We start from the raw sequence: 18,185 nt of genomic DNA, 5'->3' as shown, positions 1-18,185 counted from the left end.
TTTTATCCCATAATTAAGCTGTTCATGAATTACTTACGGATATTTCTAGGATGCTGCTGCTGGCTGGGCGCCCTGACCGCAGCCCAGGCCCAGGGCAAACTCAGCGGCGTGGTGCAGGACTCGGTCACGCACGAGCCGCTGGCCTTTGCCAGCGTATTTCTGGCCAATACCACCCTGGGCGTGACGACCACCGAGCAGGGCAAATTTGAGTTTCCCAAGGTGCCGGCCGGCACCTACGATGTGGTGGGCTCCTACGTAGGCTACCGCCTGGCCAAGCAAACCATTACCGTGGGCCCGGCCGCCCAGCAAGTAACGCTGCAGCTGGCCCCCACGGGCAACCAGCTGGGCGAAGTAGTAGTACAGCCGGCTCCCAACAAGCCCGAGGAATACCAGAAATTCTCCAAGCTATTCGTCGGCCAGAGCACCTTCTCGGCCCAATGCCACATCAGCAACCCCGAGCAGGTGCGCGTGCTCTACGACGACTCCACCAAGCAGCTCACGGCCCAAGCCAAGGAGTACGTGCAGATAGACAACGACGCCCTGGGCTACCGCCTCAAGTACTACGGGCTGCAGTTTGTGTACGATGACGAAGACCGGTCCATTGCCTACTACGGCCAGCCGGTGTTTGAGGAAATGACCCCGCGCGACGACCGCCAGCGCAAGCAGTGGGCCACCAACCGCGCCATCGCCTACACGGGCTCCTTCATGCACTTCCTGCGCAGCGTGTACCAGAACCGCCTGAAAGCCGACAACTTCCTGGCCCAACAGGTACTGGTGGTGCCCAACCCACGCTACGAGCGCGCCGAAGCCCAACGCACCGCCCTGCTCGCGCGCCGGCCCGATGGCGCGTTCACCGACGCCGAGCAGGACTCGCTGGCCAAGTGGGACGCCATTGCCCCGGCCCTGGCTTCGCTCTACCCCGAGCCGCGGCCCATCGACAGCCTGCGCCGGGTGTCGGCCGACGGGCGGCACACCTACCTGCGCTTCACCGGCGAGCTGCAGGTGACCCACTTCGGCGAGGCCCCCGACCCCGCTTACAATCGGCGCATGGCCTCGCTCGGCCCCTCGCGCACGCCTTACCCCGCCAAGCGGCAGGTGTCGCGGCTGAAGCTGCAGGGCCGCGAGGCCGAGATTCAAGCCAACGGCTCGCTGGTGAACCCGCTCGAGGCCTACAACGGCGACTATTGGGGCTTTGAGAAAATAGGTGAATTTTTACCGGTCGATTACGTACCCCCCACCGCTACTGCCAGCGCCACTCCCACTCGTAGTACCACTCCCACCCACCGATGATAGACAAAACCGTTCCGAACGCCCAAGCCGCCCTCCAAGGCCTCGCCGATGGCATGACCTTGATGCTCGGCGGCTTCGGCCTGTGCGGCATCCCCGAAAACTCCATTCAGGAGCTGCTGCGCCTCGGCGTAAAAAACCTCACCTGCATCTCGAACAACGCCGGCGTGGATGACTTCGGCATCGGCCTGCTGCTGCAAACCAAGCAGGTGAAAAAGATGATTTCCAGCTACGTGGGCGAAAACGCCGAGTTTGAGCGGCAGCTGCTCAGCGGGGAGCTGGAAGTGGAGCTGATTCCGCAGGGCACGCTGGCCGAGCGGTGTCGGGCCGGCGGGGCAGGCATCCCGGCCTTCTTCACCCCGGCCGGCTACGGCACGGAGGTGGGCGAAGGCAAAGAAAGCCGCGAGTTCAACGGCAAGATGTACCTGATGGAAACCGGCCTCATCGCCGATTTTGCCCTGGTGAAAGCCTGGAAAGGCGACACCGCCGGCAACCTCGTCTACAAAGGCACGGCCCGCAATTTTAACCCGATGATGGCCACCGCCGGCAAAATCACCGTGGCCGAGGTGGAAGAGCTTGTGCCCGCCGGCGAGTTGGACCCCAACCAGATTCATACGCCGGGCATCTTCGTGCAGCGCATCTACCAGGGCCAGCACTACGAAAAGCGCATTGAACAGCGCACCGTGCGGCAGAGCTAAGCCCCGCCCTTAGAATGTCATGCTGAGCGCAGCCGAAGCATCTCGCTCGCATTGTTGAACGGAAGGTCAGCGCAGATAACAATAGAGTTACCACCACACACGAGATGCTTCGGCTGCGCTTAGCATGACGGTCGATTTTTAAAGTAGCCTATGAAAAAGACTTCTTCTCTCGCCTTACTGCTAGTCCTCAGCGGCTACAGCGTTACGGCCCAAGTAGCGCCGCCGGCCCGGAAAGCACCGGCCCGCAGGGCAGTGGTGGGCAGGCTGCTACCCGCCACCTCGGCCCCGGCCACGGTCGACCCGCCCGAAGCCCAGCGCATCGACCAGCTGCTTACCCAGTACACTGCCAATGTGGGCTCGCGCGGCGCGTTCGGCCCATTATCGAAGCCGACGGCCAACGGCTCCATACGCCGCTACGATAAACACGTGCCCGGTGCCCTTGCTCTGGTACTACGCGATGGCAAGGTGGTTTACCGCAAGTCCTTCGGCGTTGATGACATGTTTGCCCAAACGCCGCTCCGCACCGACGCCATATTCCGCATTGCTTCCCAAACCAAAGCCATCACCAGCATCGGCCTGATGCTGCTGTATGATGAGGGCAAGTTTCAACTCGACGACCCGATTTCGAAGTATTTGCCAGCCTTTCGCAACCCCAAGGTGCTGGCAACTTTCAACCCGAAGGACTCGACCTATACCACGGTGCCGGCCAAGGGCGAAATCACCATCCGGCAGCTGTTCACCCACACTTCGGGTATCAGCTACCCAGTGATTGGCAGCCCGGAGGCCAAGGCCATTTATGCCAAAGCGCGCATTCCGAGCGGCATTGGCACGCCGGCTGGTTCGCTGGCAAAGTCCATGGATGCGCTGGGGGCCTTGCCGCTGATGCACCAGCCGGGCGAGCGGTTCACGTACGGGCTGAGCGTGGACGTGCTGGGCCGGCTGATTGAGGTACTCTCGGGCCAGCCGCTGGACCAGTACCTGCGCACACGCCTGTTTGAGCCGCTGGGCATGAAGGACACCTGGTTTTATCTGCCCGCCGATAAGAGGGCCCGCCTGGCCGAGCTTTACACCGAAGATGCAAATAAAGCTACTGTGCCTATGGAACCACGCGACGGCATGTTTCCGAACTATCCAAAGGCGGCGGGCGGCACGTACTTCTCGGGCGGCGCGGGCCTCTCGTCCACCATCGACGATTATGCCCACTTCCTGGAAATGATACTCAACAACGGCACCTACAACGGGCACCGTCTGCTGAAACCCGCCACTGTGGCCCTGATAACGCAGAACAACATGGGTGAGGTAAGCCAGGGCGGCAACAAATTCGGCCTAGGCTTCAGCATCGTGAGCGCGCAAAATGCGGCCAAGCAGCCGTTTGGCTTGTCGGAAGGCTCGTATGAGTGGGGCGGGATATTCGGCACCACGTACTGGGTAGACCCCAAAGCCAAGCTGGTGGCGTTGATTTACACTCAAAAATACCCCAACACCACCGGCGGCGATTTAGCCAAGAAGTTTAAAGAGGCGGTATATCAGTCGTTCGTCCCCTCGGCGGCTCCTGCAACTTTGGGGGCTGGGGCCGCCAAATAACGTCTGGCCCGCCACGGCAATTCAATTATTCAACAAAGGAATAAGTGCCCCACGCGAGATGCCTCGGCTGCGCTCGGCATGACTGCTTTTCCATTCTTCATTCCCACCCAACTCATGCTCGACAAACACGGCATCGCCAAAAGAATAGCCCAGGAAGTAAAAGACGGCTCGTACGTCAACCTCGGCATCGGCATTCCCACGCTGGTGGCCAACTACATCCCGGCCGGCATCAACGTGGAATTGCAGTCCGAAAACGGCTTGCTTGGCATGGGCCCCTTCCCCACCGAAGACCAGGTGGACCCCGACCTCATCAACGCCGGCAAGCAGACCGTGACCACGCTGCCCGGCTCCAGCCTCTTCTCCTCGGCCGATTCCTTTGGCATGATTCGCGGCGAACACGTGGACCTGACCATCTTGGGGGCCATGGAAGTATCCGAAAACGGCGACATTGCCAACTGGAAAATCCCCGGCAAGATGGTGAAAGGCATGGGCGGCGCCATGGACTTGGTGGCCTCTGCCAAGAACATCATTGTGGCCATGCAGCACGTGGCCCGCGACGGCTCTAGTAAGCTGCTGCCGAAGTGCACGCTGCCCATCACGGGCCTGCACTGCGTGAAGAAAATCGTGACCGAGCTGGCCGTGCTCGACGTGACGCCCGACGGCTTTGTGCTGCGCGAGCGCGCCCCCGGCGTGAGCGTGGAGCAGATTAGAGCCGCTACGGCTGGAAAGTTGGTGGTGCCCGATGGCGAAGTGCCCGAGATGCAGGGCGTTTAGCTCAATTAATTCTGCGGGGCTGCCGCCTGTTTCTTTACTCCGCGCGGCGTGGTGCGGGAGTAATTTCGGCCTTAATGCACCGTTCTGTCTAGATTTTCGTTTATCAACCCGTTGGCTACCTCTGCCAACGGGTTTTTTTACGGGTAAATTTGTTGGACCGGCTTCTTAAATAGCCGCGCTGCCACGGTTTTCAGCCCAATTTCTCCAGTCGTTTCGTTTTCGAACTATATATGGCCACTTCTTCTAACGGCAAAGCTTCGGCTGCTGCCTCCTCTAATGGCAAAGCCACCACTGGCGGCAGCCATGCCAAAAAAGTGGGCAAGCCCGCGCTTACCCCGTCGGTAGTCGAGCGACTCACGCCCACGGCCGTGCCGGCCCACAAGCTGGTGCTCCGCACGCTGCGCCGCTCCGACTTCAAGGCCGTGAAGGAAATCATGGACAAGGTGTATTCCAACATGGAAGGCGCCTGGGCCGCCGACGAGTTTGCGGCCCTGCTCCGCAAGTTTCCCGAAGGCCAGATTGGCATCGAGGACAACGGCCGCCTGGTGGCCGCCGCGCTGGCAATCATCGTGCAGTACAGCGACTTCGGCGACCGCCACACCTACGCCAAAATCACGGGCCACGGCAAGTTTGACACCCACAACGACAACGGCGACACGCTCTACGGCGTCGACGTATTCGTGGACCCCGAGTACCGCAGCCTCCGCCTGGGCCGCCGCCTCTACGACGCCCGCAAGGAGCTGTGCGAAAACCTGAACCTGCGGGCTATGGTGGCCGGCGGCCGCATTCCCGGCTACGCCCAGTACGCCAACGAGATGACCCCGGCCAAGTACGTGGAGATGGTGCGCAACAAGGAAGTGGTCGACCCCATCCTCACCTTCCAGCTCTCCAACGAGTTTCACGTCCGTAAAATCATCCGCGGCTACCTGCCCTACGACTCCGAATCGAAGGCCTTTGCCACACTGTTGGAGTGGATAAACGTGTACTACGAGGAGGAAGAAAAACTAATCGGCAACACCAAGAGCAACGTGCGCATCGGCATTGTGCAGTGGCAGATGCGCGCCACCCGCAGCCTGGAAGACCTGCTGCAGCAAATGGAGTTTTTCGTAGACACGGTATCGGGCTACAAGGCTGACTGCGTAATGTTCCCGGAGTTTTTCAACGCCCCGCTCATGGCCCTCACCAACGAGGACTCGCCGGCGGTGGCCATCCGGGCCATGGCCGCCTTCACCGAGCCCATCAAGGCGAAGATGATGGAGCTGGCCGTGAGCTACAACATCAACATCGTGGCCGGCTCCATGCCGGTGTACGAGGACGGCAAGCTGTTTAACGTGGCCTACCTCTGCCGCCGCGACGGCACCGTGGACGAGCAGTACAAGCTGCACGTAACGCCCGACGAGGCCAGCTACTGGGGCATGCGCGGCGGCGACAAGCTTAAGTGCTTCGACACGGACTTCGGCAAAATCGGCATTCTGGTGTGCTACGACGTAGAATTCCCGGAACTGGCCCGCATGCTGAGCGACGAAGGCGTGAAAATCCTGTTCGTGCCGTTCTGGACCGACACCAAAAACGCTTACCAGCGCGTGCGCATCTGCGCCCAGGCCCGGGCCATTGAGAACGAATGCTACGTGGCCATCACCGGCTCGGTGGGCAACCTGCCGCGCGTCGAAAACATGGACATTCAGTACTCGCAGAGCGCCGTGTTTAGCCCTTCGGACTTCGCCTTCCCGCACGACGCCATCGTGGCCGAAGCTACGCCCAACACCGAGATGACGCTGATTGCCGACCTCGACCTGGATTTGCTCAAGGACCTGAACACCAGCGGCGCCGTGCGCAATCTGCGCGACCGCCGCAAAGACCTCTACTCGCTGGGCTGGACGGTAAAAAAATCGGACCGCGACGACGAGCTGCTCAGCCAAGGCACCGAAGAACGCATCACCCGCAGCCGCCGCAAGGCCATTGCCGCTGGTTAAATTTGTTTTTGCAGTTATCAAAAAAGGGAGCAGCCAACCGGGCTGCTCTCTTTTTTGCGTTTAGGCGGCCAGCAGCTTATAGTAGATAACCGTGGCGTGCCGGGTGCCGTCGCCGCTTTGGGCGTATTCGGGCACCACGCCGGCTGCCTGGTAGTGCAGAGATTGATACAGCTGCTCGGCTACGTCGCCCTGCCGGGTATCGAGCACCAGGGTGGTGCGGCCCAGTTGGGCTGCTTTGATTTCGAGGGCCTGCAGCAGCTGCCGGCCGAGGCCCTGGCGGCGGGCGCTGCGGTGCACCATCATCTTGGCCACGTCGGCCCGGTGGCGGCCGTTGGTTTGCGGGGCCAGGGCCAGCTGCACGGTTCCCAGCACTTGTTGGGTGGCTTCGTCCCGGGCCACGAACAGATGCAGCGCCCCCGCCCGCACCCCGTCCCGAACGCGGCGCCAGAAGCTGCCGGCCTCCTCGTCAGTAAGGGGCGACAAAAACCCAAGCGCCGCCCCCGAAGCAATGGCATCCTGAAACAGCTCCACCAGCTGCGGCAGGCTCAGCTCAATTTCTTCGGGAGCAAGGGTGGTAATCTGTATGCTCATGTTAAAATCTAAGGCAGGGTTGAGTCTCAAATGTACCGTCCTAATCTGCTCCTGCTAAGAGCTGAGAAAGAATCAGTAGCCCGAGGAACTGCGTCGGCGGCAACCCCTGCCGGCGTGGTCTGTTGAGGTAGCTCAACTCCATCTGCTCCCGCAGGTATTGTTGCCAAAATAGCAAGGCGGGCTTTTTTGCGTAAACTGCAGGCCCTTTTCGCACGCACTTCCTCACTCCACCTTAAAACTATATGCGCGTTTTCATCACCGGAGCCAACCGGGGCCTGGGCCTCGAACTTACCCGCCAGTACCTCGAGCGCGGCGACCACGTATTTGCCGCCAGCCGGCACCCCGACGCCGCCACCGAGCTCCAACAGCTGCACCAGCAGTATTCCGACCGGCTCGTGCTCGTACCCCTCGACGTAACCGACGCGGCCTCCATTGCCGCCGCCGTGAAAACCGTGAGCGACAACACCGACGCCCTCGACGTGCTGATAAACAACGCCGGCGTGTACCCGCACGCCGGCTCCGGCGATGCCCACCAGCGCCTGGGCCAGCTCACCCACGACGATGCCATCGAAACCATGCAGGTCAATGCCATCGGACCGCTCCTGGTGTCGCAGGCGCTGCTGCCGCTGCTGCGCGCCGGCCGCAAGGGCCGCATCATCAGCATTTCGTCGGGCCAGGGCTCCCTGACCTGGAAAGCCACCGGAGACCCCTACCACTACAGCGCCAGCAAGGCCGCCCTGAACATGTACATGCGCAGCCTGGCCGCCGAAATCGGCCACATGGGCCTGATTTCGGTTATCGTGGACCCGGGCTGGATGCGCACCGACATGGGCGGCGACCACGCCACCCAGGAGCCGGCCGACTCGGCCCGCGGCATCATCCGCCTGGCCGAGCAGCTGCACGCCGAAGAAAACGGCAGCTTCGTGACCTGGCAGGGCCAGCCCGTGCCGTGGTAATCCCAGGATAGAGTTGATGGGTGGGTCTTTCACTGGCCCATCGCCCGGTGTTGTAATTGAATTAATGGGCCCCTCCGGTTGAGCAATCAGCGGAGGGGCCCGTTCTTTCTAGGCCGTCCGCGAAGGGTGCCGCGAGGCACCAGAGGGTGTTTATATAGCCAAAACCAAGCATAGCCCTGTTGGCAACGCGCTGGATACGATTGGGGAAAGCCAGCAGGCGGCTTTGGACCAACAGGACGGCCGGGTTAGCAGCCATCGGCTTGTTTCCAGCCAGGTTTTTCACCCCATCATTTATAAAAACCTCCTCGAATATCAGTGAATTTTCATTCATTCAAGTACACTCACTACCATTAGGTTATGTAAAAAGGCTGTTTTTTGTTGATTATTTTTTCTTAAACGATAACCCGGTTGTGTAAGCAGGGCCGCTACATTAGCGAAAATAAGCACACTCACCTTTTACTTAGAAACCAACCACATGAGAAGAATCTTACTCTTATTTTTTTCAATGGTCCTGGCCTTTGTGGCCCACGACCTGCAAGCCCAGAGCCGGACGGTTTCCGGTGCGGTGGTGGGCTCGGATGGTGCCTCGATTCCGGGCGTGACCGTAATCGTGAAGGGCGGTAACCAGGGCACCTCCACCGACGTCGATGGCAAATACAGTCTGTCGGTTTCGGAAGTGGCCAAGACGCTGGTGTTCTCCTTTGTTGGCTACGACAGCAAGGAAGTAGCCATCGGCAACCAGTCGACCATAAACGTGACCCTGAAGGTGAACCCCACCGGCCTCGACGAGGTGGTGGTAGTGGGCTACGGCACGCAGGCACGCCGCGACCTGACGGGCAGCGTTGCCTCCGTGAGCGGCAAGCAAATCGCCACGGCGCCGGTACAAAGCTTCGACCAGGCCTTGCAGGGCCGGGCTTCGGGCGTGAACATCACCACGCCCAACGGCGTGCTGAACAACCCGCCCGTTATCCGCATCCGCGGCGTAAACTCGATTAGCCTGAGTTCGGGGCCGCTCATCGTCATCGACGGCATTCCCGCGTTCAGCGGCAACTCCTCGGCGGTGGGCAGCGTGCCCAACAACCCGTTGAGCAACCTGAACCCGGCCGACATCGAAAGCATGGACGTGCTGAAAGACGCCTCGGCCACGGCCATTTACGGCTCGCGCGCCGCCGGCGGCGTTATCCTGGTAACGACCAAAAAGGGACGCAAGGGCCAAAGCCACCTCAGCTACGACACCTGGGTGGGCTGGTCGAAGCCCGTGCGGTTGTACGACGTGCTGGGCGCGCAGGACTACGTGACCATCAAGAACGAAGCCGTGCGCAACCTAAACGCCAACCGGCGCTCGGTGGGGCAGCCGGCCACCAACGTGGAAGGCTTTAAGCTGGCCGACGCCAACGGCAACGCCGCCGATACCCGCTGGTACGACTACATCTACCGCACGGGGTTCGCGCAGTCGCACAACCTGAATTTTTCGGGCGGCACGGAGAAAACCACGTTCTACTCGTCGGTGGGCTACACCGACCAGAAGGGCATGATTGTGAACAACGACTTCCAGCGCGTTTCGGCCCGCTTGAACGTTGACCACAAGGTGTTCAGCAACTTCAGCGTGGGCATGCGCGTGGGCTACTCCAACACGCACAACTCCTCGCCCAACACAGGCTCGGTGGGCGACAACTCCTTCGGCTCAGCCGGTCTGGGCCGCGTGCCCATCCTGCTGCCGCCCAACCTGGCGCCCTACAACCCCGACGGCACCCCGAACGCCAGCGGCCCCAGCATCGGAGCCGGGCCCAACATCAACCCCGCCACGGGCTCGCCCTTCGTGATTGGCTTCATCAACCCGGTGGTGGACATAGCCAACAACCGCTTCAACTCCGACGGCAGCGAAATCCAGGGCAGCGTGAACGCCGACTGGGAAGTCATCAAGGGCCTGAACCTGCGGACGCAGTATGGCATCAACAACATCTCCTTTGAAGACCAAGCCTTTTACACCTCGCTGGCCGGCACCCTGAGCAACCCGGGCGGCGAAGCCGACAACTACTACCGTACCAACAAACGGACGAACTGGCAGAACACCGCGCAGTACGACCGCAGCTTCAACGAAAAGCACAACTTTTCGCTCTTGCTGGGCAACGAGCAGCAGACCACCAACGTGCAGCGCTGGGGCGCCGCGCGCACCGGGGTAGCCGACCCTTTCTTTACCACCTTTCAGGGCAACTACACCACCATCGCCCCGTCGGGCAACTTCCAGGGCGCCAACTACTTGGTGTCCTTTTTCGGACGTCTGAACTATAACTTCGACCGCAAGTACCTGGCCACCGTCAACGTGCGCCGCGACGGCTTTTCGGCTTTTGCGAAGAAGTACGGCAACTTTTACGGCGCCTCGCTCGGCTACGTCGTGTCGGAGGAAGGCTTCTGGAAGAACGCGGCGTTTGCCCAGGCGTTCTCGTTTCTGAAGCTTACCGGCAGCATCGGCAAAGTCGGCAACAACCAGGGCATCGGCGACTTTGTGTCGCTGCAAACCTATGATTCGGGTTTCTACGGGGCTAATTCCACGCTGGGCTTCAGCAACGCCGGCAACCCCAACCTGACGTGGGAAGTGAGCAAAAAGTCCGACTTGGGGGTTTCATTTGGCTTTATGCAGGACCGCCTGCGGGGCGATTTATCCTATTACAACAACCTCGTGGACGGCCTGATTCTGAGCGTGCCGCAGGCGCCCTCGAAAGGCATCCCGGGCAACGCCATCCTGGGCAACGTGGGCGCGATGCGCAATACCGGCGTGGAGCTCAACCTTACCTACAATGTCCTCCAAGACAAAGCCTTCACCTGGACCGTGAGCGGCAACGTGACGACGCTGAAAAACCGGGTGCTCGCCCTGGCCACCGAAGGCCAGCGCCTGCCCACGTCCACGGGCGGCCTCGAAACCGCCAATTTTACCCAGGTGGGCAACTCGGCCGGTCAAATCCTGGCCGTTAAGTCACTGGGCGTGAACCCGGCCAATGGGCAGCGCATGATTCAGAAAGCCGACGGCACGGTGGCTCAGTACAACCACCTGGGCCTGGGCTGGACCAACGTGGCGGACGGCAAGCCGACGGCAGCCCCCAACCAGCTCACCGACGGGGTCTACTACGGCCCCGTGTTGCCCACCTACTACGGCGGCTTCGACAACACGTTCCGTTATAAAGGCATCGACCTGGGCCTGTTCGTGCAGTTCTCGGGCGGCAACTACATCTACAATGGCACGAAATCCGGCCTACACGACCAGCGCTTCTGGAACAACGCAACCGACATCATGGACCGCTGGACCGAAAGCAACCCCAACGCCAAGTGGCCGCGGGTGGTGTACACCGACAACGTCTCGAACGGGTCGGCTCTGGTGATGTCGTCGAACGTGGAAAAAGGCGACTTTGCCCGGTTGCGGCAGGTTTCGTTGGGCTATTCCTTTGCTCAGCCCCTGCTGGACCGCGTGAAAGTGGCCAACGCCCGCATCTATGTGCAGGTGCAAAACGCTGCCCTGCTGACCAAGTACTCGGGCATCGACCCGGAAATATCTACCAACGGAGCTAGCAATACCGGCGCGGGCGTCGACCGCAACTCGGTGGGCCAGGCCCGCACCTACACCGTGGGCTTCAACATTGGCTTCTAACCTTCTTGCTTCAATACCTCATGAACATATCGATAACCAACAAAGTGGCCATCGCGGTGTGCTGGTCGTTTTTGGCAGTGGGCACCTTCGCCTGCCAGCCCGACAAGCTGAACCCGAAGCCCGAAATTCTGTTTTCCGACAAAGTGGTGTTCAGTTCGCCCGCCCGCATCGAGCTGCAGGCCAACAACATGTATGCCTACGTGAAGTCGGGCACCTTTCTGGGGGGCCGGTTCCAGATTTACAACGACATCCGGGCCAATGACTTCATCAACCTGCGCTCGAACGGCGTTACCGGAACGGGTGTGTGGAACCACACGCTCACCGAAACGTCGCAGAACGACGTCATCAACACCTGGGGCGCCGCCTATCAGGCCATCAACCAAATCAACGTGTTCCTCGACGGCCTCGACGCCAACGCTTCCAAGTTTGTAGCGCCGGTGTTTCCCGCCGATTATGCCAACAAGGCCAATAACTACCGGGGCGAAGGGCGGCTGCTGCGGGCCCTGTGCTACTACTCTTTGCTGCAGCTATACGCCCGGCCCTACGTGGACGGCAACGGCAGCAAGCCCGGCCTGCCGCTGCGCCTGAAGGGGGAAGTGGACGACAAAAACAACGACCTGGCGCGCAGCTCGGTGGGCGAGGTGTACACCCAAATTCTGGCCGACCTGGACTTTGCCGAGAAAAACCTGCCGCTCAACAACGGCTCTGCCCCCCTGAACGTGACGCGGGCGCACCGCAACACGGCCATTGCCCTGAAAACGCGGGTATACCTGAGCATGGCCAAGTACGACGACGTGATACGGGAAGCCAACAAACTGGTGCCGGCGACGGGGCCTTTTGTGGCACCCACCGGCGTGCCCAATGCGCTGAATGCGTCGGTGGCCGCTGTGTTTGCGGTGCCGCAGGAAACGACGGAAAGCATCTTGTCTTTCCCCTTTACGTCCCAGGATCAGCCCGGCACCCAAAACCAGCTGGCCTTTTATTACCTGCCCCAGGGCGGGGGCGGCAATGGCGAATACTCCCTGAATTCCGGGCCCGGGGGCATTCTGAGCAACCCGGCCTGGGCCGCTGCCGATGCCCGCCGCACCAACTTTGTGCTTGTATCGGGCACTGAGTCGTACTTGAAAAAGTACCCGACCGGGGCGCCCAATCCCTACACCGACAAAGCGCCGGTGATGCGCTACGCGGAAGTAATGCTGAACCTGGCTGAGGCGCGGGCGCGCACCACCCCCGGCGTCGACCCCCAGGCTCTGTTGCTGCTGAATGCCGTGCGCGGCCGGTCCAATCCGGCTGGGGTATACACCGCCGCCGGCCTGAGCTCGGCCACGGGGCTGATTGATGCCATCCTGTTGGAGCGACGCATTGAGTTTTTAGGCGAGGGCATTCGCAACATCGACCTCATGCGCCTCAACGCCACCATTCCAGGCAAAGGCTCGGTTTCGGCGGTTGCCCCCAGCGACCTGCTCTACGTGTGGCCCATTCCCTTCACGGAGCTGGCCACCAACAAGCTCATGACCCGCAACTAAGGGCGCTGCCCCTAGTCCGGTCCCTGCAAAAGCGGCTTGCCCAAATTGGGCAAGCCGCTTTTTCGTTTTAGGAACCACGTATTGGCTTCTGCCTTGGTCCACTACCTTCATGAGGTTTCAGGTACCGCAACCAGACTTGGGCCAGCCAGCCCAACTGCCAGATTAAAACGAGGTTAAATAGTGAGAAAGGGAAATCCGAAAGAGAAATAGATTCCGTAGCTCAATATCTGAATGTTATTTCTCAGCTTACCAAACCCTTACGTTGATGCTCATTACTTCTACTCCTTGGAAAGCGGCCTTGAAAGGGGCGGCTTTCGGTACTCTCCTAGCTGGTGCTGCCATGTTGCCCGCTTCGGCCCAAACGGTTTATGGTCTGGCCTCGGTGGCAGGTATGGCAGCTACTTCGCTGGTTACGTTTGATGCCACTGCTCCTGGCACCTTCACGGCTACGTTGCCCATTACGGGGCTGGGCGTTGGGCAAACGCTGGTGGGGCTCGACACCCGGCCAAATACCGGGCAGCTGTTTGCCCTGGGCTACAACCCCACCGGCACGCAGGCCCAGCTCTATACCCTGAACACCACCACGGGCGCCCTTTCGCCAGTGGGTGCCGCCCTTACCCTGAACCTAGGCCCCACCACGAACCGCATCGGTTTCGACTTTAACCCCACCGTCGACCGCATCCGCGTGACGGGCAATAACAACAGCAACTTCCGGCTCAACCCCAATAATGGGGCTCTCGCGGCCACCGATACCAACCTGGCCTACGCGGCCACCGATGCCAATGCGGGCCAAACGCCCGGCGTAGGCGCGGTGGCCTATGGCAACTCCTTTATTGGGGCCACCATGACGGTGCTTTACGATATCGACGAGGCCAACAGCCGCTACACCACGCAGGACCCACCGAACGCGGGCACGCTCAATAGCCGGGCCCAGCTTATGGTGAACACAGCAACGGCCCTGGCCACCGACCTCGACATCTATTTTAACCCGACGACCCGCGCAAACACTGCGTACCTGACCATTGCCACGGGCACGGCGGCTGCGCCCACCACGCAGCTCTACACGCTGGATTTCATCATGGGAACCGGCATGATGGCCGTTGGGGCCATTGGGCCGGTTGGCACGCTGGTTACCGACATTGCCTTTGCCATCGACCGGCCGGCCACGCTGCCAGCCGTTAGCGGCCAATTGGTGTATGCCCTGGCTGGCACCAACCTGCTCACCTTCGACACGGCCCAGCCGGGCCTTATTCGGACCTCCGTGGGCATTACCGGCGTAGATGCTGCTCAGACGCTGGTGGGCATGGATATTCGCCCGGCGACCAACTCGTTGTACGCCCTGGGCTACAACGCCACGGCGCAAACCTATCAGCTGTATACCCTTAACTCCCTGACGGGGGCAGCCGTGGCCGTGAACACTGCCCCCGTTGCCCTGGCGCTGGGCACGGGCAAGGTCGGCTTTGATTTCAACCCGACCGTGGACCGCATCCGCGTGACCAGCGGCAACCGGACGAACGTGCGCCTGAACCCCGCCGACGGCACCATCGCCGCCACCGACACCCCGCTGGCCTATGCCACCACCGATGCCAACAGTGCCGCTACCCCCAACATTGGCGCGGTGGCGTACACCAACAGCGTGGCAGGAGCCACTGCCGCCGCCACTACGCTCTACAACTACGACCTGAGCCTGAACATCCTCACCACCCAGAACCCACCCAACAACGGCACCCTGAACACGGTAGGAGCCACGGGAATAACCGCAAACGCCACCACGCCCAACGTAGACCTGGACATCTACTCCCCGGCGGCGGGCACCAACACGGCGTACCTGGTGGCCAACACCGGCACCAGCGCCAACACCAGCTTGTACACCGTAAACCTGACCACCGGAGCCACTACCCTGGTGGGCGCCATTGGCAACGGGATAGCGGCCCGCGACATTGCGGTAGCAGCCGGTACCGGCGTAACCACCGCCGCGCGCGAGCGCACCGACCTGGCCAGCGGCTTCAGCCTCTACCCCAACCCGGCTAACGGCAGCGCCCGCCTCACTTTCGCCCTGGCACGGGCTGGGCGCGTGGAGTTGGCTGTATATGATGCGGCAGGCCGCCGCGTAGCCACCCAAGTTTCGGCGGTGCTGCCGAGGGGCACCCAAACCTTGCTTTTGCAAACCGGCAACCTGAAAGCGGGCTTGTACATGGCTCGCCTCGTAGTGGATGGGCAGCTGGCTGCGGCACGTCAGCTGGTAGTGGAATAAGCGCGCCTTTTCCACACAAAAAGCCTTCCTGAGTGTTCAGGAAGGCTTTTTTGTGTGGAAAGTCATTCAAACAAAACCAGGCTACTGCCCGGCCAGGTGAGCATGGTCGCGCAGAATGGTTTGCAGGAAGGGACCGTCCTGCAAGTCAGTGCGGATGCCGGTCAGGGACTTTACTTTATTAGCTAGCTCGTTCAGCAACTGATAGTTTTGACGGGCACTGGCTTGGTGCAGCAGCTGGCGCACCAGGGCCACGTCGTGGTCGGCGAGCAAGGCGGCCTCTGGAAAGACTACCTGGTAGCCTGCCAAGGCGCTGAGTTCGGTGGGTGGCGCCGTATGCGGCTGGCTTGGGCGCAGCTTTACCACAGTGGTGCCGGCAGCAAGGTCGCCGAGGCGCTGCCCGCGGCCATTGGCCGCAATGGTGATAATAGCCACCAGCCCAGCAAACTGAAGGTCAACAATGCGCAGCAGCCAGCGCAGCAAGTAATCGCCGATGCGGGGAGCCGTACCGTCGAGGCGCATCACCTTGATGTTTATGGCTTTTTTGCCGATGCTCTGGCCATTGAAGAAAACCTCACACACAAGGTTGTAGAAAACGTAGGGCAAACCAATGAGCGACAGCATGGCAATTACCCCAACGTTCATCTTGTTCAAGCCACCTCCTGAAGAGGATACCATGGTGATTATCAATCCGCAAGCAATAGCCCAGGCGCCCAGCACCACGTAGTCGATAATGGTGGCCACGATGCGGTCGCCCAGGCCGGCGACTTCGTACTCAAGCGTGACGTTTTGGGCGGTGTGGACGCGGATGGAGCTCATGCAAAAGCGGGGTAGAATGTTTTCAGCCCCGCAAAATAGGGCTTAGCCGATGGATGCCGGCTGCAGGGCCAGCAGCCGCAGCAGCTCGGCCTCGAGGGCAGGCACGGAGGCGGCGAGCTGCTCGTACGAATCGATGACGAAGTACACGTCCTGCATGCGGTCTTTTACATAGGGCGTGGCCAGGATGTCGACCACATCGAAGGGCCGGCGGGCGGGCTCGTCACTCAGGCAAAACCGCGTTTCGCCGCCCGAGGATAGAATACCCGCCCCGTAAATGCGCAAGCTGCTGCCTTCGGCAATCAGCCCAAACTCGACGGTGAACCAGTACAGGCGCGAGAGCAGCTCCACGGCCAGGGCATCGTGCAGGTGGCGAAGGGCCAGGGTGCCCACGGCCTGCAGGAAGTCGGCAAAAAACCGGTCGGTAAGCAGGGGCACGTGCGCAAACACGTCGTGGAACATGTCGGGCTCTTCGAGGTAGTCGAGTTGTGCTGGCGTGCGCAGCCAAGTGGTGGCCGGGAAGCGGCGGGCCGCCAGCAGCTCAAAAAAGGTACGGTCGTCCACGATGCCGGGCACGGCCACCAGGCTCCAGCCCGTGGCCGCGTCCAGCAGCGGGTTCACCTCGGCAAAGTCGGGGATTTTGGTGGCTTGGAAGTCTACGCGGGGTAGGCCCTCGAGAAACCGGCGCGACGCCACGGTGGGCAGCACCTGCATCTGGCGCTCAAACAATGTTTGCCACACCCATTGGTCGGCGGGCGTGTAGAGGGCGTAGTCTTGCTCGAGGGCAACGAAAGCAGCGGTGGCGGGGGCGTGGGTCATAAAAAAGCGAAAGTGAAATTGACCTGAAATAAAAATACCTGCCTCCGAGGTGGGAAGCAGGCATTTGCAGATTTGCAAGAGGAGTGCCGGGACTAGCCGCGCCACGCCAGGGCCGCTTCGCACCAGGAGGGTGCGCAATAGCAATAGCGGTAATAGCGACGGGCCAAGAGTGCGGGCATGGCCCAAAGATAAGCCCAAGCGCAGCTTAATAAGCAAGGCGCCGCTGAATGCGGCCCGCTGGCAGCCACTTGCTATCTTTAAGCCCTTCAAATTCAAGCAATGCGAGAAGCCGTTTTTTTGCGTCAGAACCAGGAGCGCTGGCAGCAGTACGAGCGGCAGCCCCCGGCCGGCCCCGACGAGCTGGCCGCCCGCTTCGTGGCCCTCACCGACGACCTGGCCTACGCCCAAACGTTTTACCCCACCTCGCCTACCACCGCCTACCTCAACGCCCTTACCAGCAAGCTGCACCAGCGCCTCTATGCCAATAAGCGCGAGAGCAGCGGGCGCTTTGCCCGGTTTTGGGCCGTGGAGCTGCCGCTGGTGGTGGCGCGGCACCACCGCACGCTGGCGGTCACGGCCCTACTCTTCGCGGTCTTCACGTTTCTGGGGGCCCTGTCGGCGGCTTACGACGACACTTTTGTGCGGGTGATAATGGGCGACACCTACGTAAACCAGACCATCGAAAACATCCGCAAGGGCGACCCCATGGCCGTGTACAAGCAGCAGGGCGAAACGCTGATGTTTCTGGGCATCACGGCCAATAACATCTACGTGGCGCTCAACATCTTCGTACAGGGCGTGACCCTGGGCGTGGGCACGCTGGTGCAGCTGTTTCGCACCGGGCTGATGCTGGGCTCTTTCCAGTACTTTTTCTACCACTACCACGTGCTGCGCGCCTCGGTGCTCACCATCTGGATTCACGGCACGCTGGAAATCTCGGCCGTGATAGTGGCGGGCGCTGCGGGCTTTGTGATGGCGCGGGGCCTGTTGTTTCCGGGCACCTACGGCCGGGCCGAAGCCTTTCGCCACTCGGCGCGCGATGGCCTGAAACTGGCCATTGGGCTGGTGCCCATTTTTGTGGTGGCCGGCTTTCTGGAAGGCTTCGTGACGCGCCACACCGAGATGCCTGTGGCCGCCAGCCTGGCCATTATCGGCAGCTCAGCGGCCTTCATTGGTTGGTATTTTATTGTGTACCCCATTCGGCTGGTGCGCCGGCTGGAGGCCAAAGCGGTTGCTTAACCCTGCTTCTTTTTTTCTGCCTTTTGAT

At 61.1% G+C, this 18,185-nt stretch carries 13 protein-coding genes; 10 read left to right on the top strand and 3 right to left on the bottom strand.

What is annotated here, in order from left to right:
- Positions 1–24: 24 nt before the first annotated feature.
- The 5 genes from AUC43_RS10705 to AUC43_RS10685 all read left to right on the top strand — a co-directional run bounded on the left by AUC43_RS10705 (position 25) and on the right by AUC43_RS10685 (position 6,316).
- A complete protein-coding gene (locus AUC43_RS10705) occupies positions 25–1,290 on the top strand; it encodes a carboxypeptidase-like regulatory domain-containing protein (protein WP_068192964.1) in 1,266 nt (421 codons plus the stop codon).
- On the top strand, positions 1,287–1,985 hold the full coding sequence (locus AUC43_RS10700) for a CoA transferase subunit A (RefSeq protein WP_068192959.1): 699 nt from the start codon (positions 1,287–1,289) through the stop codon (positions 1,983–1,985). Before AUC43_RS10705 ends, AUC43_RS10700 begins: the two co-directional genes overlap by 4 nt.
- A gap of 150 nt (positions 1,986–2,135) precedes the next feature.
- Entirely contained in the window at positions 2,136–3,569 is a 1,434-nt protein-coding gene (locus AUC43_RS10695; RefSeq protein ID WP_068192958.1) for a serine hydrolase domain-containing protein, read from the top strand.
- A 114-nt stretch (positions 3,570–3,683) separates the two neighbouring features.
- A complete protein-coding gene (locus AUC43_RS10690) occupies positions 3,684–4,343 on the top strand; it encodes a CoA transferase subunit B (RefSeq protein ID WP_068192955.1) in 660 nt (219 codons plus the stop codon).
- 230 nt (positions 4,344–4,573) lie between these two features.
- Complete coding sequence (locus tag AUC43_RS10685) at positions 4,574–6,316, top strand: bifunctional GNAT family N-acetyltransferase/carbon-nitrogen hydrolase family protein (protein ID WP_068192952.1); 1,743 nt, start codon at positions 4,574–4,576, stop codon at positions 6,314–6,316.
- A gap of 60 nt (positions 6,317–6,376) precedes the next feature.
- Here the strand turns inward: AUC43_RS10685 and AUC43_RS10680 are convergent, their stop codons facing one another.
- Entirely contained in the window at positions 6,377–6,907 is a 531-nt protein-coding gene (locus AUC43_RS10680; protein WP_068192948.1) for a GNAT family N-acetyltransferase, read from the bottom strand.
- A 242-nt stretch (positions 6,908–7,149) separates the two neighbouring features.
- Here AUC43_RS10680 and AUC43_RS10675 point away from each other — a divergent pair, with 242 nt between their 5' ends.
- The 4 genes from AUC43_RS10675 (at position 7,150) to AUC43_RS10655 (ending at position 15,286) form a co-directional block, all read left to right on the top strand.
- Positions 7,150–7,863 carry an SDR family oxidoreductase gene (locus AUC43_RS10675; protein WP_068192944.1) on the top strand — a complete coding sequence of 238 codons (714 nt, stop codon included), beginning with the start codon at positions 7,150–7,152 and terminating at the stop codon, positions 7,861–7,863.
- 505 nt (positions 7,864–8,368) lie between these two features.
- Entirely contained in the window at positions 8,369–11,506 is a 3,138-nt protein-coding gene (locus AUC43_RS10665; RefSeq protein ID WP_199243433.1) for a SusC/RagA family TonB-linked outer membrane protein, read from the top strand.
- Between the two features lie 20 nt (positions 11,507–11,526).
- The gene (locus AUC43_RS10660; RefSeq protein WP_068192938.1) at positions 11,527–13,032 is read left to right on the top strand and encodes a RagB/SusD family nutrient uptake outer membrane protein; all 1,506 of its coding nucleotides are present in this window, start codon (positions 11,527–11,529) and stop codon (positions 13,030–13,032) included.
- 340 nt (positions 13,033–13,372) lie between these two features.
- A complete protein-coding gene (locus AUC43_RS10655) occupies positions 13,373–15,286 on the top strand; it encodes a DUF4394 domain-containing protein (RefSeq protein WP_068192935.1) in 1,914 nt (637 codons plus the stop codon).
- Between the two features lie 81 nt (positions 15,287–15,367).
- Here the strand turns inward: AUC43_RS10655 and AUC43_RS10650 are convergent, their stop codons facing one another.
- Together AUC43_RS10650 and phhA are read right to left on the bottom strand one after the other, a co-directional pair.
- Positions 15,368–16,102 (bottom strand): RDD family protein, encoded by a 735-nt coding sequence (locus tag AUC43_RS10650; RefSeq protein ID WP_068192931.1) that lies wholly within the window; start codon positions 16,100–16,102, stop codon positions 15,368–15,370.
- A 42-nt stretch (positions 16,103–16,144) separates the two neighbouring features.
- Positions 16,145–16,918 (bottom strand): phenylalanine 4-monooxygenase, encoded by a 774-nt coding sequence (gene phhA, locus AUC43_RS10645; protein WP_068192928.1) that lies wholly within the window; start codon positions 16,916–16,918, stop codon positions 16,145–16,147.
- A gap of 279 nt (positions 16,919–17,197) precedes the next feature.
- Here phhA and AUC43_RS10640 point away from each other — a divergent pair, with 279 nt between their 5' ends.
- Positions 17,198–18,157, top strand: coding sequence for a stage II sporulation protein M (locus AUC43_RS10640; protein WP_068192925.1), 960 nt, complete (start codon positions 17,198–17,200; stop codon positions 18,155–18,157).
- Positions 18,158–18,185 lie beyond the last annotated feature (28 nt).

The sequence above is a fragment of the Hymenobacter sedentarius genome, assembly GCF_001507645.1.
In the GTDB taxonomy this organism is placed as follows: Bacteria; Bacteroidota; Bacteroidia; order Cytophagales; family Hymenobacteraceae; genus Hymenobacter; species Hymenobacter sedentarius.
The sequence above is the reverse complement of the archived record's forward strand: the minus strand, read 5'-3'. Positions and strand labels throughout refer to the sequence as shown.